At 71.3% G+C, this 24,202-nt stretch carries 22 protein-coding genes; 17 read left to right on the top strand and 5 right to left on the bottom strand.

From position 1 onward, the window contains the following. The first annotated feature begins 72 nt into the window (after positions 1-72). From DEJ17_RS14780 to DEJ17_RS14760, 5 genes are all read left to right on the top strand, one after another. Complete coding sequence (locus DEJ17_RS14780) at positions 73-1,104, top strand: NAD(P)-dependent alcohol dehydrogenase (protein WP_110894941.1); 1,032 nt, start codon at positions 73-75, stop codon at positions 1,102-1,104. A 130-nt stretch (positions 1,105-1,234) separates the two neighbouring features. Then, positions 1,235-2,617, top strand: a complete 1,383-nt coding sequence (locus DEJ17_RS14775) for an MFS transporter (protein ID WP_110894940.1) — start codon at positions 1,235-1,237, stop codon at positions 2,615-2,617. Between the two features lie 130 nt (positions 2,618-2,747). Further along, positions 2,748-4,175: a bifunctional UDP-N-acetylglucosamine diphosphorylase/glucosamine-1-phosphate N-acetyltransferase GlmU gene (gene glmU / locus DEJ17_RS14770; protein ID WP_110894939.1), complete on the top strand. Its 1,428-nt coding sequence runs from the start codon at positions 2,748-2,750 to the stop codon at positions 4,173-4,175. A 61-nt stretch (positions 4,176-4,236) separates the two neighbouring features. Next, positions 4,237-5,214 (top strand): ribose-phosphate diphosphokinase, encoded by a 978-nt coding sequence (locus DEJ17_RS14765; protein WP_110894938.1) that lies wholly within the window; start codon positions 4,237-4,239, stop codon positions 5,212-5,214. Continuing rightward, entirely contained in the window at positions 5,211-5,990 is a 780-nt protein-coding gene (locus tag DEJ17_RS14760) for a putative protein N(5)-glutamine methyltransferase (RefSeq protein WP_110894937.1), read from the top strand. Before DEJ17_RS14765 ends, DEJ17_RS14760 begins: the two co-directional genes overlap by 4 nt. A 345-nt stretch (positions 5,991-6,335) precedes the next feature. Here DEJ17_RS14760 and DEJ17_RS14755 read toward each other — a convergent pair whose 3' ends face one another. Then, complete coding sequence (locus tag DEJ17_RS14755) at positions 6,336-7,970, bottom strand: molybdopterin-dependent oxidoreductase (RefSeq protein WP_110894936.1); 1,635 nt, start codon at positions 7,968-7,970, stop codon at positions 6,336-6,338. A gap of 109 nt (positions 7,971-8,079) precedes the next feature. Here DEJ17_RS14755 and DEJ17_RS14750 point away from each other — a divergent pair, with 109 nt between their 5' ends. Continuing rightward, complete coding sequence (locus tag DEJ17_RS14750; RefSeq protein WP_146239732.1) at positions 8,080-8,817, top strand: hypothetical protein; 738 nt, start codon at positions 8,080-8,082, stop codon at positions 8,815-8,817. Between the two features lie 82 nt (positions 8,818-8,899). On the opposite strand, the gene gndA is transcribed toward DEJ17_RS14750, so the two are convergent. Next, complete coding sequence (gndA, locus tag DEJ17_RS14745) at positions 8,900-10,357, bottom strand: NADP-dependent phosphogluconate dehydrogenase (protein ID WP_110894934.1); 1,458 nt, start codon at positions 10,355-10,357, stop codon at positions 8,900-8,902. 112 nt (positions 10,358-10,469) lie between these two features. Here gndA and DEJ17_RS14740 point away from each other — a divergent pair, with 112 nt between their 5' ends. The 3 genes from DEJ17_RS14740 (at position 10,470) to DEJ17_RS14730 (ending at position 11,763) form a co-directional block, all read left to right on the top strand. Beyond that, on the top strand, positions 10,470-11,009 hold the full coding sequence (locus DEJ17_RS14740) for a gluconokinase (RefSeq protein WP_110894933.1): 540 nt from the start codon (positions 10,470-10,472) through the stop codon (positions 11,007-11,009). Between the two features lie 122 nt (positions 11,010-11,131). Beyond that, entirely contained in the window at positions 11,132-11,389 is a 258-nt protein-coding gene (locus DEJ17_RS14735; RefSeq protein ID WP_258366833.1) for a ribbon-helix-helix domain-containing protein, read from the top strand. Next, positions 11,386-11,763: a type II toxin-antitoxin system death-on-curing family toxin gene (locus tag DEJ17_RS14730; RefSeq protein WP_110894932.1), complete on the top strand. Its 378-nt coding sequence runs from the start codon at positions 11,386-11,388 to the stop codon at positions 11,761-11,763. The genes DEJ17_RS14735 and DEJ17_RS14730 overlap by 4 nt, the downstream gene beginning before the upstream one ends. A 23-nt stretch (positions 11,764-11,786) precedes the next feature. Here the strand turns inward: DEJ17_RS14730 and DEJ17_RS14725 are convergent, their stop codons facing one another. The 3 genes from DEJ17_RS14725 to DEJ17_RS14715 form a co-directional block, all read right to left on the bottom strand. Beyond that, positions 11,787-12,386, bottom strand: coding sequence for a class I SAM-dependent methyltransferase (locus DEJ17_RS14725; protein ID WP_110894931.1), 600 nt, complete (start codon positions 12,384-12,386; stop codon positions 11,787-11,789). Between the two features lie 157 nt (positions 12,387-12,543). Further along, positions 12,544-13,983: a glucuronate isomerase gene (uxaC, locus tag DEJ17_RS14720; protein ID WP_110894930.1), complete on the bottom strand. Its 1,440-nt coding sequence runs from the start codon at positions 13,981-13,983 to the stop codon at positions 12,544-12,546. 11 nt (positions 13,984-13,994) lie between these two features. After that, positions 13,995-15,086: a LacI family DNA-binding transcriptional regulator gene (locus DEJ17_RS14715; protein ID WP_181421223.1), complete on the bottom strand. Its 1,092-nt coding sequence runs from the start codon at positions 15,084-15,086 to the stop codon at positions 13,995-13,997. Between the two features lie 120 nt (positions 15,087-15,206). Here DEJ17_RS14715 and DEJ17_RS14710 point away from each other — a divergent pair, with 120 nt between their 5' ends. From DEJ17_RS14710 to manD, 8 genes are all read left to right on the top strand, one after another. After that, on the top strand, positions 15,207-16,562 hold the full coding sequence (locus DEJ17_RS14710; RefSeq protein ID WP_181421222.1) for an ABC transporter substrate-binding protein: 1,356 nt from the start codon (positions 15,207-15,209) through the stop codon (positions 16,560-16,562). Continuing rightward, a complete protein-coding gene (locus tag DEJ17_RS14705) occupies positions 16,562-17,584 on the top strand; it encodes a carbohydrate ABC transporter permease (protein ID WP_110860751.1) in 1,023 nt (340 codons plus the stop codon). Before DEJ17_RS14710 ends, DEJ17_RS14705 begins: the two co-directional genes overlap by 1 nt. Continuing rightward, entirely contained in the window at positions 17,581-18,540 is a 960-nt protein-coding gene (locus DEJ17_RS14700) for a carbohydrate ABC transporter permease (RefSeq protein WP_220033660.1), read from the top strand. Before DEJ17_RS14705 ends, DEJ17_RS14700 begins: the two co-directional genes overlap by 4 nt. A gap of 93 nt (positions 18,541-18,633) precedes the next feature. Continuing rightward, positions 18,634-19,470 (top strand): sugar phosphate isomerase/epimerase, encoded by an 837-nt coding sequence (locus DEJ17_RS14695; RefSeq protein ID WP_110894929.1) that lies wholly within the window; start codon positions 18,634-18,636, stop codon positions 19,468-19,470. Beyond that, entirely contained in the window at positions 19,467-20,666 is a 1,200-nt protein-coding gene (locus DEJ17_RS14690) for a Gfo/Idh/MocA family protein (RefSeq protein ID WP_110894928.1), read from the top strand. Before DEJ17_RS14695 ends, DEJ17_RS14690 begins: the two co-directional genes overlap by 4 nt. Further along, positions 20,663-21,550, top strand: a complete 888-nt coding sequence (locus tag DEJ17_RS14685; protein ID WP_110894927.1) for a sugar phosphate isomerase/epimerase — start codon at positions 20,663-20,665, stop codon at positions 21,548-21,550. Before DEJ17_RS14690 ends, DEJ17_RS14685 begins: the two co-directional genes overlap by 4 nt. After that, on the top strand, positions 21,547-22,830 hold the full coding sequence (locus DEJ17_RS14680; protein ID WP_110894926.1) for a mannitol dehydrogenase family protein: 1,284 nt from the start codon (positions 21,547-21,549) through the stop codon (positions 22,828-22,830). Before DEJ17_RS14685 ends, DEJ17_RS14680 begins: the two co-directional genes overlap by 4 nt. After that, positions 22,827-24,179: a D-mannonate dehydratase ManD gene (manD, locus tag DEJ17_RS14675; protein ID WP_258366832.1), complete on the top strand. Its 1,353-nt coding sequence runs from the start codon at positions 22,827-22,829 to the stop codon at positions 24,177-24,179. Before DEJ17_RS14680 ends, manD begins: the two co-directional genes overlap by 4 nt. Positions 24,180-24,202: the final 23 nt, after the last annotated feature.

The following is a 24,202-nucleotide window of genomic DNA, read 5'->3' as shown; positions in this document are numbered from 1 at the left end:
AGATGTGTATAAGAGACACTCCACCACCCACACGTCCGGCCGCGACGACGCGGCCGAGGAAGCGAGAACCGCATGACCTCCACCCAGCGCACCAGCGTCCTGCTCGGCACCCAGGACCTCACCGTCGAGGACCGCCCCGTCCCCGCCGTCGACCCCGGCGACGTGCTCGTCCGGGTCGCCGCCGTGGGTGTCTGCGGCTCCGACGTGCACTACTACCGCCACGGCCGCATCGGCGACTTCGTCGTCGAGGAGCCCCTCGTCCTCGGGCACGAGCTCTCCGGCACGATCGAGGCCGTCGGCGAGGGCGTCGACCCGTCCCGGGTGGGGGAGCGCGTCGCCATCGAGCCGCAGCGCCCCTGCCACCGCTGCGCGCAGTGCCTGGCCGGTCGCTACAACCTCTGCCCGCACATGCGCTTCTACGCGACGCCGCCGGTCGACGGCGCCTTCACCGAGTTCGTCACCATCGAGGCCGAGTTCGCGCACCTCCTGCCCGACACCGTCTCGTTCGAGGCCGGCGCGCTCCTCGAGCCCCTGTCCGTCGGCATCGCCGCGGTCCGCAAGGCCGGCATCGTTCCCGGATCGTCGGTGCTCATCGCCGGTGCCGGTCCGATCGGCATCATCTGCGCGCAGGTCGCGAAGGCCTTCGGCGCGTCGCGCATCGTCGTCAGCGACCTGGTGCCGGAGCGTCGTGCTCGGGCGCTCGAGTACGGCGCCACCGAGGTCGTCGACCCCACCGCCGTGTCCGTCGCGTCCGACATCGTCCCCGTCGACGCGTTCATCGACGCCAGCGGAGCGCCCCGCGCGGTGTCGGACGGCATCAAGGCGGTCGGTCCGGCGGGTGCCGCGGTGCTGGTCGGGCTCGGCAACTCCGAGATGTCGCTGCCGGTCGAGCACATCCAGAACCTCGAGGTCACGGTCACCGGGATCTTCCGGTACACGAACACGTGGCCGGTCGCCATCGAGCTGGTCGCGTCCGGGCAGGTCGACCTCGACTCGCTCGTCACCGGTCGCTTCGGGCTCGACGACGTGCGCGAGGCCCTCGAGAGCGACACCGACCCGGAGTCGCTCAAGTCCGTCGTCTACCCCGGCGGCGTCCCCGCCTGAGCGCGCGGGCTCTCGACGCACCCACGGTGCGGACTGGAGGCACGGGGCGGGCCCGTCCCGCGCCTCCCGTCCGGCGCGTGACCCGGAACGGGGCCACCGGCGCGTCACCGGGACGCGCTACGGTTCGCGCATGACCGCTTCACCGGCCGCCGTCGTGCCGCAGCGCACCGACCGGCGCGCGCTCGTCTCCTGGGCGCTCTGGGACTGGGGTTCCGCCGCGTTCAACGCGGTCGTCACCACCTTCGTGTTCAGCACGTACCTGGCCAGCCGGGCGTTCGTGGACCCGGCGCTCGTCGGCGACACGTCGGCCGCGGGCAAGGCGGTCGTGGAGCGGGAGCTCGCGCACAACGCCGCCGTCGTGTCCACCGCACTGACCATCGCGGGGATCGTCGTCGCGCTCGTGGCGCCGGCCATGGGGCGGCTCGCGGACTCCTCCGGGCACCGCCGCCGGTCGGTCCTCATCGCCACGATCGGCGTCGCGTTGTCGATCGGCGGCATGGTCTTCGTCGCGCCGAGCCAGCCGTACCTGCTGCTCGGCGCAGCCCTGCTCGGCATCGGGACCGTCGCGTACGAGATCGCGAGCGTGGGCTACAACGCCATGATCGGCCAGGTCGCCTCCGGGGAACGCACCGGCCGCGTCTCCGCGATCGGGTGGGCCGCCGGGTACTTCGGCGGCATCGTGCTGCTCGTGCTGCTGCTCGTGCTCTGCATCCAGGACTTCCGGGGCGACGGGGTCGTCGGCGGGCTCCTGCAGCTGCCGGCGACGGTCGCCACCGGGCAGTGGGACGTCCGCGTCGCGATCGGCATCGCCGCCGTGTGGCTGGCCGTCAGCTCGATCCCGCTGTTCCTCACCGTGCCCGAGGCGGTGCCCGACCGCACCCGTGGAGGCGGCGTGCTCAGTGCCTACGCGGACCTCGGCCGTGACATCGCACGGCTGTGGCGGGAGCGGCGCAACGTCCTCGCGTTCCTGCTCGCCAGCGCGGTGTTCCGCGACGGCGTCGGGGCCGTCTTCACGTTCGGCGGGATCGTCGCCGCCCAGGTGTTCGGGTTCAGTCCGTCCCAGGTCATCCTGTTCGCCATCGCCGCGAACGTGGTCGCCGGCATCGCGACGTTCGTGTCCGGACGGCTCGACGACCGGTTCGGGTCGCGTGCGCTCATCATGGTCTCGCTCGTCGGACTCGCGCTGTGCGGGATCGGGGTCTTCGCCGCCGGCAACGAGACGCAGTGGTTCTGGGTGCTCGGGCTGACGCTCGCCGTGTTCGTCGGCCCCGTGCAGTCGTCGTCCCGCGCCTACCTGGCGCGGCTGGCGACCCCGGGCCGCGAGGGCGAGCTGTTCGGCCTCTACGCCACCACGGGCCGGGCCGCGTCGTTCCTCGCGCCGGCGCTGTTCGGCGTCGCGGTGACCGTCGGCGGGTCGACCCGTTTCGGGATCCTCGGCGTGGTCGTCGTCCTCATCGCCGGGCTGGTGCTGATGGCCTTCGTCAAGCGGGAACCACAGGTCCCGCTGCCCTGACCCGGCGTGCTGTCGGCCCGGCCTGGAGGCGCAGCGTGCCTCCCTCCACAGGCTGCGGTTGTGCGCACGGTTCCGCCCAGGGCCGTGGTCGCGTCGCGCGTCCCGGGCCGCGGTGCGCCAGGATGGGTGCATGACCGACCAGCGCATCGCCGTCGTCGTCCTCGCCGCCGGGCAGGGCACGCGCATGAAGTCGTCCACGCCCAAGGTGCTGCACCGGCTCGCCGGGCTGCCGCTCATCGGGCACGTCCTGCGCACGGCGTCGTCGCTCAGCCCCGAGCACGTCGCCGTCGTCGTGCGGCACGAGCGCGACCGGGTGGCCGCCGAGGTCGTCGAGCGTGCCCCCGACGCGATCGTCGTCGACCAGGACGACGTCCCCGGCACCGGCCGTGCGGTCGAGGTGGCGGTCGAAGCGCTGCCCGCCGACTTCGACGGCGCCGTCGTGGTGCTCTCCGGCGACGTCCCGTTGCTCGACGCGGCGTCGCTCCGGCTCCTGGTCGACGCCCACGTCGGCGGAGGCAACGGGGCGACCTTCGTGAGTGCCATCGCCCCGGACCCGACCGGCCTCGGACGGATCGTTCGGGATGCCTCCGGCGCCTTCGTCAGCGTCGTCGAGCACAAGGACGCGACGGCCGAGCAGCTGACCATCACCGAGGCGAACGCGGGCATCTACGCGTTCGACGTGGCACGCCTCCGCGCCGCCCTGCCGTCGCTCACCACGGCGAACGCCCAGGGCGAGAAGTACATCACCGACGCCCCCGCGCTGATCAGCGAGCGCGGCGGGCGCATCGACGTGGTCACCCTGACCGATCCGTGGCTCGTCGCCGGCATCAACGACCGCGCGCAGCTGTCCGACGCCGCACGCGAACTCAACGCCCGGATCGTCCGCCGCCACCAGCTCGCCGGCGTCACCGTGCAGGACCCGGCGACCACCTGGATCGACCTCGACGTCACCATCGAACCCGACGCCGAGATCCTGCCCGGCACCCAGCTCATCGGTGCCACCGCGATCGCCGCCGGTGCCGTCGTCGGGCCGGACTGCACGCTCCGCGACACCGAGGTCGGTGCCCGCGCCACGGTGAACCGGGTCGACGCGACCCTCGCGGTGATCGGTGACGGTGCCTCCGTCGGCCCCTTCGCCTACCTGCGGCCGGGCACGATCCTCGGCGACGACGGCAAGATCGGCACCTTCGTCGAGACGAAGAACGCCCGGATCGGCCGCGGCAGCAAGGTCCCGCACCTGTCCTACATCGGCGACGCCGAGGTGGGCGAGGACTCGAACATCGGCGCGAACACCATCACCGCGAACTACGACGGCGTGCACAAGCACCGCACCGAGGTCGGCTCGAACGTCCGTACAGGCTCGCACAACGTGTTCGTCGCCCCCGTTAGGATTGGTGACGGTGCGTACACCGGCGCCGGGACCACCGTCCGCAAGGACGTTCCGGCTGGATCGCTCGCGATCAGCTACGCCCCACAGCGCAACACCGACGGATGGGTCGAGGAACACCGACCCGGCACACCGGCGGCCGAGGCTGCTCGGCTCGCGAACGGCGAATAGATCCCGGCGACCACCCGTCGCCGACATCGACCCCTCGTGGGTCAGGGAGTGAGCACCGCACTTGTCCGGAATCAAGACAACCGGCCAGAAACGACTCGTCCTCGTCTCGGGGCGAGCACACCCGACGCTCTCTGCCGAGATCGCGGAGGAGCTCGGGGTCGACCTCGTGCCGACCGATGCCCGGACCTTCGCGAACGGTGAGCTCTACGCCCGCTTCGACGAGTCGGTCCGTGGCTGCGACGCCTTCGTCATCCAGTCGCACACCGCGCCCATCAACGAGTGGCTCATGGAGCAGCTCATCATGGTGGACGCCCTGAAGCGTGCCTCGGCGAAGCGCATCACCGTCGTCGCGCCGTTCTACCCCTACGCCCGCCAGGACAAGAAGGGCCGCGGCCGCGAGCCGATCTCGGCCCGTCTCGTCGCCGACCTGTTCAAGGCCGCCGGCGCGCACCGGATCATGAGCGTCGACCTGCACGCCGCGCAGATCCAGGGCTTCTTCGACGGCCCGGTCGACCACCTGTTCGCCATGCCGGTGCTGCTGGAGCGCTTCCGGCAGATCCTCGACCCGAAGACCCTGACCGTCGTGTCGCCCGACATGGGCCGCGTCCGCGTCGCTGACATCTGGTCCGAGAAGCTCGGCGCCCCGCTCGCCATCATCCACAAGCGCCGTGACCCGCTCGTGCCGAACCAGGTCTCGGTGCACGAGATCGTCGGTGACGTCAGCGGTCGCGTGTGCCTGCTCGTCGACGACCTCATCGACACCGGCCGCACGATCGCCAAGGCGGCCGAGGCGCTCAAGAACGCCGGCGCCACGGGTGTCGTCGTCGCCGCGACCCACGCCGTGTTCTCGGACCCCGCCACCGAGCTGCTGCAGAGCGAGTTCATCGACCGCGTGGTCGTGACCGACACCCTGCCGCTGCCGATGGAGAAGCGCTGGGACCGCCTCGAGGTCCTGCCGATCGCCCCGCTCATCGCCCGTGCCATCCACGAGGTCTTCGACGACGGCTCGGTGACCTCGATGTTCGACGGCGCCGCTTGACCCACCCCGCGCGTGACGCCCTCGCGGCCCGGCTCCGGGCCGCGGGGAGCGTCTTCGCCGAGGACGAAGCCGACCTGTTGCTCGAGGCCGGCGACGGTGAGCCGGTGCGGCTCCGGACGCTCGTGCAGCGCCGACTGGCCGGTGAGCCGCTCGAGTACGTGCTCGGTTGGGCCGCCTTCGACGGGCACCGCATCCGGGTGACCCCCGGGGTCTTCGTGCCGCGCGCCCGCACCACCGTCGTCGTCGAGCAGGCTGTGCGGCGGTTGCAGCGCTACGACCGCGTGGTCGACCTGTGCTGCGGCGCCGGTGCGATCTCGGTCGCCCTGTTCGGTCGTGTCGGCGCACTCGACCTCGTCGCCACCGACATCGACCCGGACGCCGTCGACGTCGCGGCCGAGAACATCGGCGACCGCGGCATCGTCGTCGCCGGTGACCTGTTCGCGCCGCTGCCGGAGCGGTTTCGCGGGGCCGTGACGGTCATCGCGGTGAACGCCCCCTACGTGCCGACGGGCTCCATCGAACTCATGCCCACGGAAGCGCGCGAGCACGAACACCGCGTCGCCCTCGACGGTGGTGCGGACGGCCTCGATCTGCACCGGCGGATCGCGGCGGGCGCGGGGGAGTGGCTCCGCCCCGGTGGCGCCGTCGTGATCGAGGTGTCCGAGGCCCAGGCCGAGGCGTCCGCCACTGCTTTCTCGGCCGCCGGCTTCTCCGCCGTGGTCGAGCGGGACGCCGAGGTCGACGGCACCTGCGTCGTCGCGACCCTGCCTGCCTGACCCTGAGCCTGCCCGCCGAACCCCGGCGTCGAGCGGTCACGACATGCCGCTCAGGTTCGCTGAGGCGGCACGAAGTGTCGCCTGCGCGTCCGCGAACCGACGCTTTCTGCACCCCCGGCGCGAGGCACGCAGCGTGTCGCGAGGCCCAGGGTGAGGGGCGGGACGGGCCGGCACCGGGCCTCCAGGCCGTGGCGTGATGGGAGCGCGCCGGTGCCGAGCGGTCACGACATGCCGCTCACGTTCGCCGAGGCGGCACGAAGTGTCGCCCGCGCGCCCGCGAACCGACGCTTCCTGCGCCCCCGGCGCGACGCACGTGGCGTGTCGCGCCACCCCGTTCCCGCACCGTCAGCGCGCGTCGACCGTCACCGTGTGCCAGCCCGTCGCCCCGTTCGGTGCCGGCGGCCGGTCCACGCTCGTCTGCACCTCGCCGTCGGCGCTGGTCGCCCGCACCTCGATGCGGTGCGAACCGGCGGGGGGCGTCCACCGCACCACCCACTGTCGCCAGGTGTCCGCGGAGACGGAGTCGGCGAGTTCGGCGCGCTGCCAGTCGCCGCCTCCGACGCGGACCTCGACGGCCTTCACGCCCTTGTGCGGCTGCCACGCGACCCCGGCGATCGCCACGGGCTTGCCCGCGGTCACCGTCGACCCGTTCCGCGGGGTGTCGATGCGGGACTCGAGCTTGACCGGGCCACGCTCCGACCAACCACGCGGTGTCCAGTAGCCCTGCGCGTCGGCGAACCGGGTGACCTCGAGCTCGGTGACCCACTTCGTCGCCGAGACGTACCCGAACAGGCCCGGCACGACCATCCGCACCGGGAACCCGTGCTCGGTCGGCAGGGGCTCGCCGTTCATCCCGACCGCGAGCAGCGCCGCGGTGCCGTCGTCCTGCAGCACGTCGAGCGGGGTGCCGGCGGAGAATCCGTCGATGCTCCGTGAGAGCACCATGTCGGCATCGCCCGTCGGACGTGCCTGGGCGAGGAGCTTCCGGATCGGGTAGCCCAGCCAGCGGGCCGTGCCGATGAGGTCACCGCCCACCTCGTTCGACACGCAGCTCAGGGTGGCGACGTGCTCCTCGAGGGGCAGCGCGAGCAGCTCGTCCCACGTCAGCGTGATCTCGTTCTCGACCGCGCCGTGGATGCGCAGCGACCATTCGGCGGGGTCGACCATGGGCACACGCAGGGCCGTGTCGATCCGGTAGAAGTCGGCGTTCGGCGTGATGTACGGGGTGATGCCGTCGACGTCGAGCGACGCACCCGCGGGGACCGCCGGTGCAGCGGCCGCCGCCGCGGGCAGCCGGATGGCCCGCCTGGCAGCAGCGGCCGCCTGCATCGCGGACGAGCCCAGCCGGGAGGCGGTACCCACCACGACCGCGACGGTCGCCGTCGCGACGCCCCAGACCAGGAACGTGCGGCGCTCCGCCGAGGCGGGGCGCGGTGCCGCCGTCGGCACGGTCGCCGCGGCCTCCCACCGGCGCAGCCGCTGGAGCAGCAGGCGCAGGACGACCACGGCCGCCGCGATGCCGAGGACCGTCGGGGCGCCGTCGAGCGTCCCGCTGCCCGAGCGGGTGCTGACGGCCAGCAGCGCCAGCACACCACCGGCGGCGAACACGAGGGCACCGAAGGGTGGGCGCACACGTTCGAGGACACCGGCACCGGCACTGATCGCGATGACGATCACCGTCATGAGCACGAACAGGGCGACCTTGTCCCCGGTGCCGAACACGGCGACCATGAAGTCCTTCGCACCCGGGGGCGCGAGGTCGATGACAGCGGACCCGACGGCCACCAGGGGGCTGCCCGCTCCGCCGAGCAGCAGCGCGCCGAACTCGGCGACACCGAGGAACGCAGCGGCGGCCACGACGCCGACGACGGCGGCGATCAGCGTCCACGATCGGGTGGTACGGCCGTCGGGCCAGCCCGGGCCGTCCGACGGGCTCGCCGTCGGTCGACCGATCGGTTCGTCCGTCGTCTCGGTGGTCACCGCCCGAGCGTAGGTCGCCCGGCCGCTCGTGGGCTGTGTGTGCGTGCTTCCCCGCGCGTTCATCGGGATCGGCCAGCAGGTGGCGCGCGGCTCGTGGGAGGATCGGACCGTGCTGCAGCGTCCGGATGGTGTCCCGCGGTCCGGTCGTGCCCGCGGTGCACGGCGGACACCGATGTCTCCGGCGCGTCGACTGGCCACCCTGCGCTGGGTCATCGTCGCCGTCTGGCTGGCCCTCCTGATCACCCGGATCGTCGTCGTCTCGACGGCGCCGGGTGTCGACCTCTCCTGGTACGGCATCGTCGAGTTCGGCGCGATCGCCCTCGGCGTCGTGGTCATCGTGGTCGCTGTCGTGCGGACCGCGACGGCACGGCGGCGGCAGGCGGACGAGGCGCTCGCGCTCGCCATCCGGCGGATCGACCCGACGGTGTGGCTCGTGCCGGCGGCGCCGACACCGGAACTCCGTGGCGTCGTCGACGAAGTCCGTCCGGACACCCACCTCGGGTCCCGCGTGACCTGGGCCTTCGGCGCCACCGAGGCCTCCCTGTGGGAACTCGACGAACGACGGGCGACCCGGCTGCTCGTGATCCGGTGGAGTCGCGTCGTGCACGTGGGGCTCGAAGACGTGGCGGAAGGCGTCGACGGCTCGGACGGCTCGGGGCGATCCGGCGGTTCCGGTGGTGCTCGCCGCGCGTGTGCGGTGGCGATCCACCACGTGCGGCCGGATGACACCCCGGCCGTGGCGACCTTCTTGGTCCGGACCGCTCCGGGTTCGCGTCGGCTGCTCGGGCGCGGTCCGCGGCTGGATCGACTCGTCGCCGACCTGGCGCGGGAACGCATCGTCGCCTGACGCGGCGGAGGGCCCCGGGGTCAGCGAGGCCCTCCTTGCGATGACCCTTACCGACCTCGGTGGTCGGCAGCGGGCGCGGTCATCAGTGCGTGGACGGCTCCTGCTCGACCTCGCGGCGATCGTCGTCGGACCACAGCGTGTGGAAGGTGCCGTCCTTGTCGATGCGCTGGTAGGTGTGCGCGCCGAAGAAGTCGCGCTGGCCCTGGATCAGCGACGCCGGCAGACGGTCGGACGCGAGCGAGTCGAAGTACGACAGCGCGGACGAGAAGCCCGGCGCGGGGACGCCCGATGCAGCCGCGATGCCGACGATGCGGCGCCAGGCGGCTTCGCCCTCGGCCACCGCGTTCGCGAAGTACGGGTCGGCCAACAGCGACTCGAGCTTCGGGTTCTCGGCGTACGCCTCGACGATGCGGTTCAGGAACTGGGCGCGGATGATGCAGCCGCCCCGCCAGATCCTCGCGACGTTGCCGAGGTCGATGTCCCAGCCGTACTCCTTCGCCCCGGCGATGATGAGGTCGAAGCCCTGCGCGTACGCGACGACCTTCGAGGCGTAGAGCGCCGCACGGACGTCGTCGGCGAAGGTGTCCGGCACCTCGGCGATCTGCGGACGGTTCTTGATCGACTGCTGCACGGCGGCACGCTGCGTCGGCTTCGACGAGACGGCGCGGGCGAACACGGCTTCGCCGATGCCGGAGACGGGGATGCCGAGACCGACGGCGTTCTGCACGGTCCAGACGCCGGTGCCCTTCGAGCCGGCCGCGTCACGGATGACGTCGACGAGCGGCTTGCCGGTGTCGGCGTCGCGCTGCTTGAGGACCTCGCCGGTGATCTCGATCAGGTAGGACTCGAGGTCGCCCTTGTTCCACTCGTCGAACACCTGCACCAGGTCCTCCACCGAGAGCCCGCCGACGCGACGGAGCAGGTCGTACGACTCGGCGATGAGCTGCATGTCGGCGTACTCGATGCCGTTGTGCACCATCTTGACGAAGTGGCCGGCGCCGTCGGTGCCGATGTGGGTCACGCACGGTTCACCTTCGGCCACCGCGGCGATCGACTTCAGGATCGGCCCGAGCGTCTCCCAGGCCTCCTTCGAGCCACCGGGCATGATCGACGGGCCCTTGAGCGCACCCTCTTCACCACCGGAGATGCCGGTACCGACGAAGTTCAGGCCCTTCTCGCGCAGGTCGTGCTCACGTCGGATGGTGTCGTGGAAGTTCGCGTTGCCGCCGTCGACGATGATGTCGCCCGGTTCGAACCGTTCGGCGAGCTGCCCGATCACGGCGTCCGTGCCCTTGCCGGCCTGCACCATGATGATGGCGGTCCGGGGCTTCGACAGCGAGGCGACGAACCCGTCGATGTCCTCGGACGCGATGAACCCGGCGTCGCCGTGCTCCTGGAGCAGTTCCTCGGTGCGGGCGTACGTGCGGTTGTAGACCGCCACCGTGTTGCCTTCGCGCGATGCGAGGTTGCGGGCGAGGTTCGAGCCCATCACTGCGAGTCCGACGACTCCGATGTTCGCCTGACCGTTGTTGTCTGCCACGAGGGTCTCCTTTGTCCTGACGTTGGCGCCCAACCTACGACCGGTGGTCTGGGATCGCACAGGTGTTCCGGGAACTGAGGACCAGAGTTCACCGGAGCAATACTGTGGAGGGATGAGCGAGCTCGCTGTCCACCCGCCCGTCCTCGTGATGGGGGTCTCCGGCTCCGGCAAGTCCACCATCGGCCAGGCGCTCACCGACGCCCTCGTCGCGCAGGGCGAACCGTGCGTCTTCGTCGACGCCGACGACCTGCACCCGGTCGCCAACAAGGAGAAGATGCGGCAGGGCATCCCGCTCACCGACGAGGACCGTTGGCCGTGGCTCGATGCCTGCGCCGAACGGATCGCCGCGGTCGAGTCGGACGGGTCGCGGTGCGTGATGGCGAACTCCGCGCTCAAGCGCGCCTACCGGGACCGTCTGCGCGAGTCCGCGCCGGGTCTCGTCATCGCCTTCCTCGACGGGTCGCGCGACCTCATCGCCGAACGGCAGTCCCACCGCCAGCACGAGTACATGCCGACGACGCTGCTCGACTCCCAGTTCGCGACCCTCGAGCGGCCGCAGCCCGACGAGGCCGCCGTCGCGGTGTCGATCGACGGATCGGTCGACGACACCGTGCGGGAGATCCTCGCCGCGCTCGCGGTCACCGCCGGCTGACGAACCTCGACGACCTGCGACGGATCCTGGCAGTTCCTCCACAGGGCGCAGCGCGGCCGTCGTCATCCCCAACCGATCCCCAGCACCGTCCGCGTCGAGGGGGACGCTCGTACCGTCGCTCCATGACCACGATCACTGCCGCCCGTTCAGGTACCACCTTTGATACCATCGACCCCATGGCCATGACCCTCCGACTCGACGATGCCGAGGCAGCGGCGTTGCGCAAGCGTGCTGACCTCGAGGAGCGCTCGATGCAGGACGTCGCCCGCGCCGCCATCCGCGAGTACGTCGAGCAGCACAGCCGCAGCGATCTGATCGACGGCATCCTCGACCGAGAACTCCCGCGCTACGCCGAGGCGCTCGAACAACTCGGCAAGTGATCTACCTCACGACCGACGAGGCATTGCACGTCGCTCGACGGACCCTGGGGGCCGACTCCGCGATCCGCGACGTCGGACTGCTCGAGGCGGCGGTCGCGCGACCCGCCGCGTCGGCGGGCGGGAGCGACGCCTACCCGACGCTGGTCGAGAAAGCAGCGGCGCTCGTCCACTCCGCCGTCCGCAACCACGCCCTCGTCGACGGCAACAAGCGCCTCGGGCTGATGCTGCTCGTGGTCTTCCTCGGTGTGAACGGGGCCCGGCTCCACGCCTCCAACGATCAGGCGTACGACTTCATCGTCGCGATCGCCGAGGGGGAACTCGATGCCGTGCCGGAGATCGCTGCGGCTCTGAGCACGATGGTCGCGGACGCCTGACCCGCCGCTGGAACGGACAGCGATCAGCGGCGCACCGCACTGATCGCCCCGTGCGGCCGGTGCCCCGGGTCCGTGCGGGTACGGACGTCCACGACGTCGAAGCCCGCTTCGTCCAGCAGCGCCACCAGGGACGCGACCGGCCAGCGGTACGCGAGGACGACCGCGTGGTCGAACGCTTCGGCCGCGGCGCCCTCGAAGAACCCGAGCAGCAGCCCGCCGCCGGTGGTGAGCACCCGGCGGAACTCGGCGAGTGCCCCACCGATCCGCGACGGTTCGTGGTGGATCACCGAGTACCAGGCCAGGACTCCGTCGATGCTGCCGTCCGCGAGCGGGAGCACGTCGAGCGAACCGACCCGGAAGTCGACCGAGGCGCCGTGCGTCCGTCGTGCGTGCTCGACGAACTCCGGCACCGCGTCGATGCCGCTGACACGGTGCCCCTGCCGTGCGAGGTGCGCCGTCCAGTGCCCGGGGCCGCACCCCGCGTCGAGCAGGGGACCGCTGCGACCGGCTGCCCAGGCGTCGACGAGGGCTCGGTCGTCCGGGTGGACGGCGTCCATCGACCCGAGCAGCGCCGCGTACTCGTCAGCTCGAGCGCTGTACGCCGCCGGCACCCGCTCCGTCATGCGCCGACCGTACCGCCGCAGCGCCGAACCGTGCGAGGTTCCGTGTTCCGTGCGACCCGGCAGCCCTCGCACCGAGCACGGAACCTCGCACCACCCAGCAGCACCAAGCACGGAACCTCGCACCGCGCGGCAGCACCCCCGCCGCGGCCACCCCGCGTCAGAGCTTGAACGTCGCCCGCGGGATGTCGGAGACGATGCGCTGCGCGGTGCGCACGGCGTCCTCCTCGGAGACCTGGCGCGTGACCACGAGCGATGCCAGGTACGCCGCGTCCGCCCGCCTGGCCATGTCGTGCCGCGCCGGGATCGAGCAGTACGCGCGGGTGTCGTCGATGAACCCGGAGGTCTTCGTGAACGACGCCGAGTCGGTGACGGCCGACCGGTAGCGGCCGATCGCTGCGGGGGTGTCGATGAACCACCACGGTGCGCCCGCGTACACCGCGGGGTAGAAGCCCGCGAGCGGTCCGATCTCGCGCGAGAAGACGGTCTCGTCGACGGTGAAGAGCACCAGGTGGAACCCGGGAGCGGTGCCGAAGGACTCGAGCAGCGGCCGGAGCGGCTCGGTGAAGGACCCGACGGCCGGCAGGTCGTGCCCGGTGTCCGGCCCGAAGCGCTCGAGCGTCGGGGTGTGGTGGTTCCGGATCACCCCGGGGTGCAGCTGCATGACGAGGCCGTCCTCGACGCTCATCTCCGCCCAGCGGTAGAGCATGTCGTGCCGGTACGCCGTTGCCTCGGCCTCGGTGACCGACGACGCATCGTGCAGCGCCGCCGCGTGGATGCGTTCCCGCTCGTTCGACGGCAGGGGAGCGGAGCCCGCGTCGAGCACCCCGGTGTCCGTGGCGGTCGCGCCGTGCTCGATGAAGTACCGGCGACGTGCGCGGAGAGCCGCCAACAGCCCTGCGTGGGTGCCCGTGTCGATGCCGGCGGCCTCGCCGATCGACGCGACCACGGGCCTCCAGTCCGACCGCGTCGGGTCGAACACGGCGTCCGCACGGAACGTGGGGAGCACCCGGCCGGTGAAGCCGCGGTCCGCCGCGAGCTGCGCGTGCGCAGCGAGGTCGTCCGCCGGGTCGTCCGTGGTGGCGAGCACCTCGATGCCGAAGGCGTCGAAGAGCGCGCGTGGCCGGAAGGCGGGGGACGCCAGCAGGCCGGCGATGTGGTCGTACTGGTCGTCCGCGTTCGCGGCGGACGGCGCCTGGTCGAGTCCGAAGACGTCGTGCAGCTCCGTCTCGAACCAGTAGCGCACGGGGGTCCCGAGGAAGTCGTCCCAGTGCTCCGCCAGCTGCCGCCAGATGGTTCGGCCTGGAGGCACGCCATGCGTTCCCGACAGGTCCGCGCGTCCCAGCGCGGCCAGGTCCACCCCGTTCGCGTGCAGCAGGCGGAGTACGTAGTGGTCGGGGGTGATGAGCAGCGACGCGGGGTCGCTGAACGGCTGGTCCGAGGCGATCAGCGCCGCATCGACGTGCCCGTGCGGCGAGATGATCGGGGCATCCCTGACCGTTTCGTACACGGTGCGTGCCACGGCTCGCGCCCCGGGGTCGGCGGGGAACAACCGATCGGGGTGCGGTGTGAGCCGGGTGGTGCTGCTGGTCTGGGTCATCATCGACTCCTTCAGGACGGACGGTGTGCCGAGGCGGGTGCGGGCCCGGTCGACTCGCGCACGGTCAGGTGGGTGGGCAGGGCGACCGCGCCGGACATGTGCTCCCCGGGCAGTTCGTCGGCGGGCAGGGCGCCGAGCCGTCCGAGCAGCATCCGGATCGCGACCCGGCCGGCCCGCTCGATCGGCGACGTCATCGTGGTGAGCGGTGGGTTGCAGAAGTCGGCGCCGAAGATGTCGTCGCAGCCCACGATGCTCATGTCCTCGGGGACGCGGAGCCCGCGCTCCCGCAGTCGGGCGAGCATCCCGATGGCGATCAGGTCGTTGAAGGCGATGCACGCGGTCGCACCGGCGTGCACGGCGGCGTCGGCGGCCGCGGCGCCGGAGTCGACGAAGGGTGCGTGCGGCCCGACCCGGGCGACGCGGATCCCCAGGCGCTTGGCGACCTGCACGAGCGCGCGCCAGCGACGCTCGTTGGACCACGAGCTGTCCGGCCCGGCGACGTACAGGATCTCCCGGTGTCCCAGCGACACCAGGTGCTGCACCGCCTGCTCCACCCCGCCGGGGGTGTCGATGAGCACCGAGGGCACGCCGGTGGGCCGACGGTTCACGACGACCAGGGGGACCCGCTCGGCGAACCGTGCGATCTGCGCGTCGGACAGGCGTGACGCCGTGAGCACGACCCCGTCGGCCTTCGCCCCCACGGCGGTGAGTGCGGCCATCTCGGCGTCGGCGGACTCCTCGGTGTCGACGAGCAGCTGCGTCCAGCCGGCCCCGGCGAGCTGGTGCTGGGTGCCCCGGATGACGTCGAAGTAGAACGGGTTCGTGATGTCGGACACGAGCACGGCGACGGCGCGGGTGCGGCCGGAGGTCAGCGCCCGGGCCTGCGAGTTGGCGACGTAGCCGAGCTCGCGGGCCGCCCGCTGGATGCGCTCCTGGGTGACGGGGTTGACCCGGTCGGGCAGGGACAGGGCGCGGGAGACGGTGGACGCGGCGACCCCGGTGGCGTCGGCGATGTCGCGGATGGTGACGCGACGCGCGGCACCAGCGGCGGTGCCCGCGGCACCGCCCGTGCGCCCGCCGCCGTCCGTCGAGAGGTCCTTCACGAGGCCGAACGTATTCGCGTCTGGCAACAAGTGGCAACCGGTTGCCGCATGTTGCCAACGGCGGAACAGTGGTGCCACCGAGCAGCGCCGCTCGGAGGAGGTCTCGAGGAGGAAACCCCCGTGAAGACGCGAAGACTGCAAGTCCGCACCCTCATCGGTGCCGTCGCCGTGGTCGCCCTCACCGCACTGTCCCTGCAGGGATGTGCCGTGGTGAACGGCAGCGGCGACGACCCGAACACCCTCCGCGTGATGATGGGCGCGGACACCACCTACCCCAAGGAACGCAAGCAGTGGCAGCGGGAGACCGCCGCCGAGTTCAAGCGCACGACCGGTGCGGACATCCAGTGGGAGACCTACTCGTCCGCGCAGGAGGAGTTGACCGCGATCCAGACGAGCGTCATCTCCGGGCAGGGCCCCGACGTCTACGCGATCGGCACCACCTTCACCCCGACCGCGTACGCCACCGGTGCCTTCGTCGAGATGGGCACGAAGGAGTGGGACGCGATCGGCGGCAAGGACCAGTTCGACCCCGCGTCGTTCGGCATCTCCGGTCCGAGTGCGTCGAAGCAGATCGGGATCCCGTTCGCCAGCCGTCCGTTCGTGATGGCGGTGAACAAGGACCTGCTCGCGAAGGCCGGCATCACCGACATGCCCACGACGTGGGACGAGCTGACTGCCGACGCGAAGGCCACCACGGGTGACGGACGCCACGGTATGGCGATCGCCTACGCCGACGGCTTCGACCCCTGGAAGTTCGTGTGGGGGATGGCCCAGAACGCGGGCAACACGATCGTCGACGGTTCGAAGGCCGAGATCGACAGCGAGGCCGTCGAGAACGCCTACCGCACCTACTTCGACTGGGTGACGAAGGACGGTGTCGTCGACCCGGCCGCGATCGGGTGGAACAACGCCCAGGCGCTCGCACAGTTCACCGAGGGCAAGGCGGCGTTCTTCCCGATGACGACCACCACCGCCATCAACTCGTTCCAGGACACCGAGGTCGACGGCAAGTACGAGTTCGCCCTGCTGCCCACCGTCCCGCCGGGGGCGTCCGAACGGCCGTCCGACGGCATCGAGGCAGCCAGCATCCTGTCCGGCGACAACTGGGTCGTCGCCGACTACGGCACCAAGCAGGAGCTGTCGTTCGCGTTCGTCGAGCAGCTCAGCGCCCCGAAGGCCCAGCTCGAGTACTACGACCTGTTCGGCAACCTGCCGACCAACGCCTCGGCCGCCGCCGACCTGGCGGCCGACAACCCGCAGCTCAAGCCGATCATCGACGCCGGTCGCCTGTCCAAGCCGACCGCGTTCACCGGCGCCTGGTCCGACATCCAGCTCGCCCTGGTCGACGTGGTCGTGCAGTCGATCCCGTCGCTGAAGTCCGGCGAGGTCACCGACGACCAACTCCGCAAGCGACTGCAGGACGCCCAGAAGGACGCCCAGGCCACCCTCGACCGTCAGAAGAACGGAGGTCTGTGATGACCAGCACGCAGACCAGGCCCCGCACCGACGCGGCGCCGCCCCGGCCGGTCCGCCCGGCCGGCAAGACGCCCCTCTACAAACGGGAGCGCCCGCTGTGGATGCTCCTGCCCGGCGGGGTCCTCATGCTCGCCGTCATCGTGGTGCCGCTCCTGGTGGGCTTCTGGATCGCGATGCTCGACCTCGACCAGTACACGCTCCGCCAGTGGTTCAGCGCCCCGTTCGTCGGGCTGGCCAACTTCACCGAGGCGTTCACGAACTCGCCGCTGCTGCACTCCATCTGGATCTCGGTGTCGCTGTCGGTGCTCGTCACGGCGGTGACCGTGCCGATCGGGGTCGCCGCCGCGATCTCGACGCAGAACCGGTTCCCCGGTCGCGGGCTCGTCCGTTCGATCTACCTGATCCCGTACGTGCTCCCCGCGTTCGTCGTCGGCACGTTCTTCCGCACGATGCTCCAGCCGCAGGGGGTCGTGAACTCGATCCTGCACACCGACGTGCTGTGGCTGAACGGCTCGGCGTCGTACTGGGCGCTCGCCGGCGTGATGATCTGGACGAGCTGGCCCTTCGTCTACCTGCTGTCCCTGGCCGGCCTGCAGGCCGTGGACAACGAGGTGCACGAGGCCGCCGCGCTCGACGGGGTGACCTGGTGGGCGAAGCTGCGGTACATCATCTTCCCGTACCTGCGCGGACCCCTCAGCCTCGCGGTGATCATCTCGATCCTGCACAACATCAACAACTTCACGCTGCCGTTCGTGCTGTTCGGCATCCCGCTGCCGTCCAGCGTCGAGGTGATGCCCGTCCTGACGTACATCGCGAGCTTCCAGTCGTTCCGCTTCGGCCTGTCCGCGGCGATGGCGATCTGCTCGCTCGTGATCGTGGCGATCCCGCTGTTCGTCTACCTGCGGGCGGTCAAGCTCGACACCGGCGACGACGCCGGCCCCAACCGGAAGCAGCGTCGCGCCGACCGCGCCACGCTCGCAGCCGCCCCGACCGCCGCCGACATCGACGGAGCACGCGCATGACCACCCCGAGCACGTCCTTCAGCACCCGCACCCGCCCCACCGCGACGCTCACCGAGAGCATCACGACCGGCGACGGCGGGCGACGGAGCAAGCGCCCCTACGACACCGACGTCACCCGGCTGCTGCCGCGCTGGCTGCTCGTCACCGTCATCGCGGTGATCATCGCGTTCATCGCCGTCCCGGTGCTCTACATCCTGTTCGGCTCGGTCAACTCCGACGTCGCCGTCGCCCGCGGCGAGTACTTCCCGTCCGAGTTCACCCTGTCGAACTACGTCGAGATCTGGTCCACCGTCGCCCTCGGCGAGGGACTGGTGAACTCGATGCTCACCGCCGGTGCCGTCGCCGTCGCGAGTGCCGCGCTCGCCGTGTCGACGGCCTACGTGCTCGTCCGGTTCCGGTTCCTCGGGCGGCTGACCATCCTGCGTGGGCTCCTCGCCCTGCAGTCGATCCCGGGCACGCTCCTGCTCCTGCCGGTCTTCGTGGTGTTCTCGAACATCGCCAGCGCCACCGGCGTGCAGATCATCGGCACCCGTTGGGGCCTGTTCGTCACCTACCTGACCTTCGCCCTGCCGTTCTCGACGTGGGTGATGGTCACGTACCTGCGCGGCCTGCCGAAGGAACTCGAAGAAGCGGCGCGCATCGACGGCGCCAGCTCGACGAAGATCCTGACGAAGATCGTGCTCCCGCTGTCGTGGCCGGGCATCGTCGTGTCCGCGATCTTCGCCTTCCTGCTCGGCTGGAACGACGTCCTGTTCTCCACGATCATGACGACCCCGAACACCCGGACGGTCGCCGTCGTCCTGCAGGTGCTCGGCACCACCCAAGAGGGCGGCGCCGTCCCGATCTACGGCCAGATGATGGCCGCTTCGATCGTCTGCGCGGTCCCCGTCGTCGCCCTGTACCTGATCTTCCAGCGCTACCTGGTCGGCGGGCTCACCGCCGGCTCCGTCAAGTAGCGCTGTGCAGTCTGCCGATTTGTCCACAGACTGCCTGGAGGCGCGGTGCCAGCCCGCCCCGCGCCTCCAGGCTGGTCGCATGAAGGGAATGCAATGACCCAGCCCAGTTGGGAACTCTCCGGTTTCGGCGACGAGATCGACGCCGACCCGGTCGTCCAGGTCGCGGTCCTGCAGGCGCTCGGCGCGAGCGCCATCGAGGTCCGCAGCGCCTGGGGTGTGAACGTCGTCGACCTCGACGAGGACCAGCTCGCCGGCCTGCACCGCTTGTTCGAGGAGCGCGGACAGACCGTGTCCGCGATCGCGTCACCGATCGGCAAGGTGCCCGTCGACGAACCCGTCGAGCACGAGGTGTCACGGCTCGCCCGTGCGATCCGTGCCGCGCACGCCCTCGGCACGACGAACATCCGGATCTTCTCGTTCTACTTCGAGGGCCGCACGCCCGACGACGTCCGCGACGACGTCCTCGTTCGGATGCGGGCGCTGGCCGACCTCGCCGAGCGCGAAGGGGTGACCCTGCTGCACGAGAACGAGAAGGACATCTACGGCGACGTCCCCGCACGGGTGCTCGACATCGTCGAGAGCGTCGGGTCCTCGTCCCTCCGCCTGGCCTGGGACAACGCGAACTACGTACAGTGCGGCGTCAAGCCGTTCACCGACGGCTGGGCACAGCTCGCCCCCTACGTCGACTACCTGCAGGTCAAGGACGCCGTCGCTGCCGACTCGTCGGTGGTGCCGGCGGGCGAGGGGGACGGCGAGCTGCTCCAGACCCTCACCGCGCTCCGCGACGCCGGCTACTCCGGGTACGCCTCGCTCGAGCCGCACCTCAGCGACTTCACCTCCCTCGGCGGGTTCTCCGGCCCCGCGGCCTTCGGTCGTGCCGGCCGGGCCTTCCGCACCCTCACCGACCAGATCGGAGTCACCCTGCGATGACCGAACCCACCACCCCGCTCCGCCTGGCCGTCGTCGGCGCCGGCGTCATCGGACGCCACCACGCCACGGTCGCCGTCCACCACCCCGACCTGCAGGTCGTCGCCCTCGTCGACTCCGTGCCCGAAGCCGCCACCAGCGCAGCGGACGCGGTGCAGGAGCTGGGTGCCGCCAGGCCGATCACGACCTCCACCATCGAGGAAGCGATCGAGCAGACCGACTTCGACGTCGTCGCCATCTGCTCCCCGTCGGGCATGCACGTGCAGCTGGCCGAGGCCGCCCTGGCCGCCGGCAAGCACGTCGTCATCGAGAAGCCGCTCGACACCACGATGCCCCGGGCCCGGCAGATCGCGGCGCTCGCCGCAGCGGCTCGCGACCGTGGGCTCGTCACGAGCGTCATCAGCCAGCACCGCTTCGACCCCGCGTCGGCCGCCGTCGCCCGGGCCGCGCACGACGGCGGGTTCGGCACCGTGACCTCGGGGCTCGCGAGCGTCGCCTGGTACCGGTCACAGGGGTACTACGACTCCGGTGACTGGCGCGGCACCTGGGCGCTCGACGGCGGCGGCGCGGTGATGAACCAGGGCGTGCACACCGTCGACCTGCTCGTCTGGGCGCTCGGCCGCCCGGTCGAGATCTCCGCGCAGACCGGGCTCCTCGCGCACGACCGCATCGAGGTCGAGGACACCGCCGTCGCCACCGTCCGGTTCGCCGGCGGGGCGCTCGGAGTCGTCCACTGCACGACCGCCGCGTACCCGGGGCTCTCCGCCCGGTACGCCGTGTACGGCACGCACGGGTCCGCGATCGTCGACGACGACCGGCTCGCGTACTTCCACATCGCCCCGGACACCGCGACCCTCGAGTCCGCCGCGACCACGTCGAACGCCACCGCGGTCGCCGGTGCGGTCGACCAGAAGGACCAGGTCGTCCCGCCCGAGCACGTCGTCGGCGGCCCGGCTGAACCCGACCACTTCGCCGCAGGGCACGCTCGGCAGTACACGGACATCGTCGACGCGATCCGGCAGGGGCGCGAACCGGGCGTCACCGTCGACGCGGCCCTGGTGTCGCTCGCCACCGTCCGCGGGCTGTACGTCAGCGCGACGCTCGGACACCCCGTGCGCATCGACGACGTGATCGAGGGGAAGTACGACGACGTGGTGCCCGTGGTGGGCGCTGCTGCAACCGAAGGAGCAGTCCGATGAAGTTCTCCGTGTTCACCGCCTCCACCCCCGACTGGACCCCGTCCGAAGCCGCCCAGACCCTGGCCGCGCAGGGTTGGGACGGCATCGAGTGGCGCATCGTCGACGACCGCCCGGCCGACGGCGTCCAGGTCCCTGCGGAGCGCTCGTTCTGGGCGGGCAACAACTCGACGTGGCAGTACACCGGCATCCGCGACCGGGTCGGCGAGATCGCCCGGGTCACCGACGCCGCCGGGCTCGAGTACTCGGGCATCGGCGGCTACCAGCCGGCCGCCGACCACGACGGCGTCGAGACGATGCTGCGGGTGACCAGCGAACTGGGTGCCCGGCAGGTCCGCGTCACGATGCCGAACTACCGGGCCGAGAAGGAACGCACCGGCGAGACCTACCCCCGACTCTTCGACCGCACCCGCACCGACCTCGAGTGGGCGGCGGACCGCGCGGCCGAACTCGGAGTCAAGGCGCTGGTCGAGCTGCACCACATGACGATCACGCCGTCGGCCTCCGCGGCACTCCGGCTGATCGACGGTCTCGATCCGGCGCACGTGGGCGTCATCCACGACCTCGGCAACCTCGTGATCGAGGGGTACGAGGACCACCTCGCCGCCTTCGAGCTGCTCGGGCCGTACCTGGCGCATGCGCACGTGAAGAACGCCCGCTGGGTCGACACCGGAGACACCCGTGCCGACGGCAGCTCGATCTGGCAGCACGAGTGGGCGCCCCTGCGGACCGGCCAGGCATCCGTGTCCGAGTACCTCGACGCGCTCCGCCAGGTGGGCTACGACGGGTGGGTCACGATCGAGGACTTCTCCACCGACCTGCCGCTCGGGGCCCGCACCGCCGACAACCTGGCGTACCTCCGCTCGCTCGTCCCGGTGACCGCATGACGGAGCGCCGTCCGGGCATCGTCCACCTGGGGGTCGGGGCCTTCGCGCGCGCCCATCTCGCCTGGTACACCGCCCACACCACGGGGGAGCCGTGGGGCATCACCGCCTTCACCGGCCGCTCGCCCGCGGCCGCGGACGCGTTGGCCGCGCAGGACTGCCGCTACACGCTCGTCACCCGAGCCGCGTCCGGGGACGGAGCCGAGGTGGTCGACACGATCGTGGCCGCTCACCCGGGCAGCGACGACACGGCCTGGAGGCACGTGGTCGCGTCCCCGGAAACGACCATCGTCACGCTGACGGTCACCGAGCAGGGCTACCGGCCCGGTTCCGACGTGCCGGCGCGGTTGGTCGCGGGGCTCGACGCCCGCCGTGCCGCCGGCTCCGGGCGCATCGCGCTGGTCAGTCTCGACAACCTGACGCGCAACGGGGTGGTCCTGCGCGGTGCCGTAATCGACGCCGTCACCGACGACGTCCTGCGCGACTGGATCGAGGCGAACGTCGCGTTCCCGAGCTCGATGGTCGACCGGATCACCCCGGCCACCACCGACGACGACGTCGCGCACCTGTCGGAACTGCCGGGTGCGCTCGCCGGAGACCGGGTCCCCGTCGTCACCGAGCCGTTCGCGGAGTGGGTGCTCGAGGACGCCTTCGACGGGACCGACCGCCCCGCGTGGGAGACCGCCGGGGTGCGCGTCGTCGACGACGTCACCCCGTACGAGCAGCGGAAGCTCTGGCTGCTCAACGGCTCGCACTCGCTCCTTGCCTACCTGGGCTTGCAGCTCGGCCACGACACCGTGGCCTCGGCGATGGACGACCCGGTCTGCCGCACCGCCGTCGAGCAGCTCTGGGACGAAGCCGCGCTCGAGCTCCCACTGCCCGAGGCCGAGGTCACCGACGCCCGAGCGGCCCTGGTCGAGCGGTTCGCCAACCCGCGCATCCGGCACACCCTGCGGCAGATCGCGTCCGGCGGCTCGCAGAAGCTGCCCGTCCGTGTCGTCGACGTCGTGCGGCACCGGCTCGCTCGTGACCCGTCGGCCGGCATCGGCACCGGAGCGGCCACCGCCCTCGCCGCGTGGTGGTTGCACGTCGCGGAGCAACCCGACCTGGTGGACGACCCTGGTGCCCCCGGGCCAGACTCGGACGTGCACGACGTCCTGGCCGTCGTCGCACCCGAACTCGACACCACCCCCGTGGTCGCCGCCGTGACGGCGGCGGCTGACCGCATCCGCACCGCCGCGGCACGCGCCCGCGAACGCTCCAACGGAGGAGTCCACGCATGACCGACACGAACACCACGAACCCCGCGGCTCCTGTCCCCGGCGCCACCGACAGCGGACCGGCCGAGACCACCGCCGGCCGACCGGACACCTGGGCCTCGGCGGACCGCGGGCAGCTCATCGAGCGCGCCGAGGTCATCGTGACCAGCCCGAACCGGAACTTCGTGACGCTCAAGCTCACGACTGCCGACGGCGTCACCGGGCTCGGCGACGCCACGTTGAACGGCCGTGAGCTCGCCGTCTCCGCGTACCTGTCCGAGCACGTCGTCCCGCTGCTCGTCGGCCGCGACGCCAGCCGCATCGAGGACGCCTGGCAGTTCCTGTACCGGTCGTCGTACTGGCGCCGCGGTCCGGTCACCATGGCCGCGATCGCCGCCGTCGACATGGCCCTCTGGGACATCAAGGCGAAGGTCGCCGGGATGCCGCTCTACCAGCTGCTCGGCGGTGCATCGCGGACCGGGCTCATGGCGTACGGCCACGCCTCGGGCAAGGAGCTGCCCGAGCTGTTCGACTCCATCCGCGAACACCAGGAAGAGGGTTACCGTTCGATCCGGGTGCAGACCGGTGTCCCCGGCCTCGAGTCCATCTACGGCATCGCGTCGAACAGGACCACCGAGGGCAACGCCGGCGTCCGCTACGACTTCGAGCCCGCCCAGCGCGGTGCGTACCCGGCGATGGAGGACTGGGACACCCGCGCCTACCTGCGCCACGTGCCCACCGTGTTCGAAGCCGTCCGCAACGAGTTCGGTCCCGAACTGCCGCTGCTGCACGACGGCCACCACCGGATGACGCCGCTGCAGGCCGCCAAGCTCGGCAAGTCGCTCGAGCCGTACGACCTGTTCTGGCTCGAGGACTGCACCCCCGCCGAGAACCAAGAGGCCCTGAAGCTCGTCCGGCAGCACACCACGACGCCGTTGGCGATCGGCGAGGTCTTCAACACCATCTGGGACTTCAAGGACATCATCCGCGACCAGCTCATCGACTACGTCCGCGGTGCCGTCACCCACATGGGCGGCGTCACCCCGCTGAAGAAGACGATGGACTACGCCGCGCTGTACCAGGTCAAGTCCGGGTTCCACGGGCCGACCGACATCTCCCCGGTGGGCCTCGCGGCCCAGATGCACCTCGGGCTGGCGATCCACAACTTCGGGATCCAGGAGTACATGCAGCACGGTCCGCAGACCAACCAGGTGTTCGAGCAGACCTTCACCTTCACCGACGGTTACCTGCACCCGGGCGACCAGCCGGGGCTCGGGGTGTCGCTCGACGTCGACGAGGCCGGCAAGTACCCCTACGAACAGGCCTACCTGCCGTTCAACCGCTTGGCGGACGGCACCGTCCACGACTGGTGAGAGAACGCCTATGTGATATTCTC

This window comes from Curtobacterium sp. MCSS17_011 (assembly GCF_003224275.1).
Classification (GTDB): domain Bacteria; phylum Actinomycetota; class Actinomycetes; order Actinomycetales; family Microbacteriaceae; genus Curtobacterium.
Note: the sequence above shows the minus strand (reverse complement) of the source record. Positions and strands in the feature narration are given on the sequence as shown.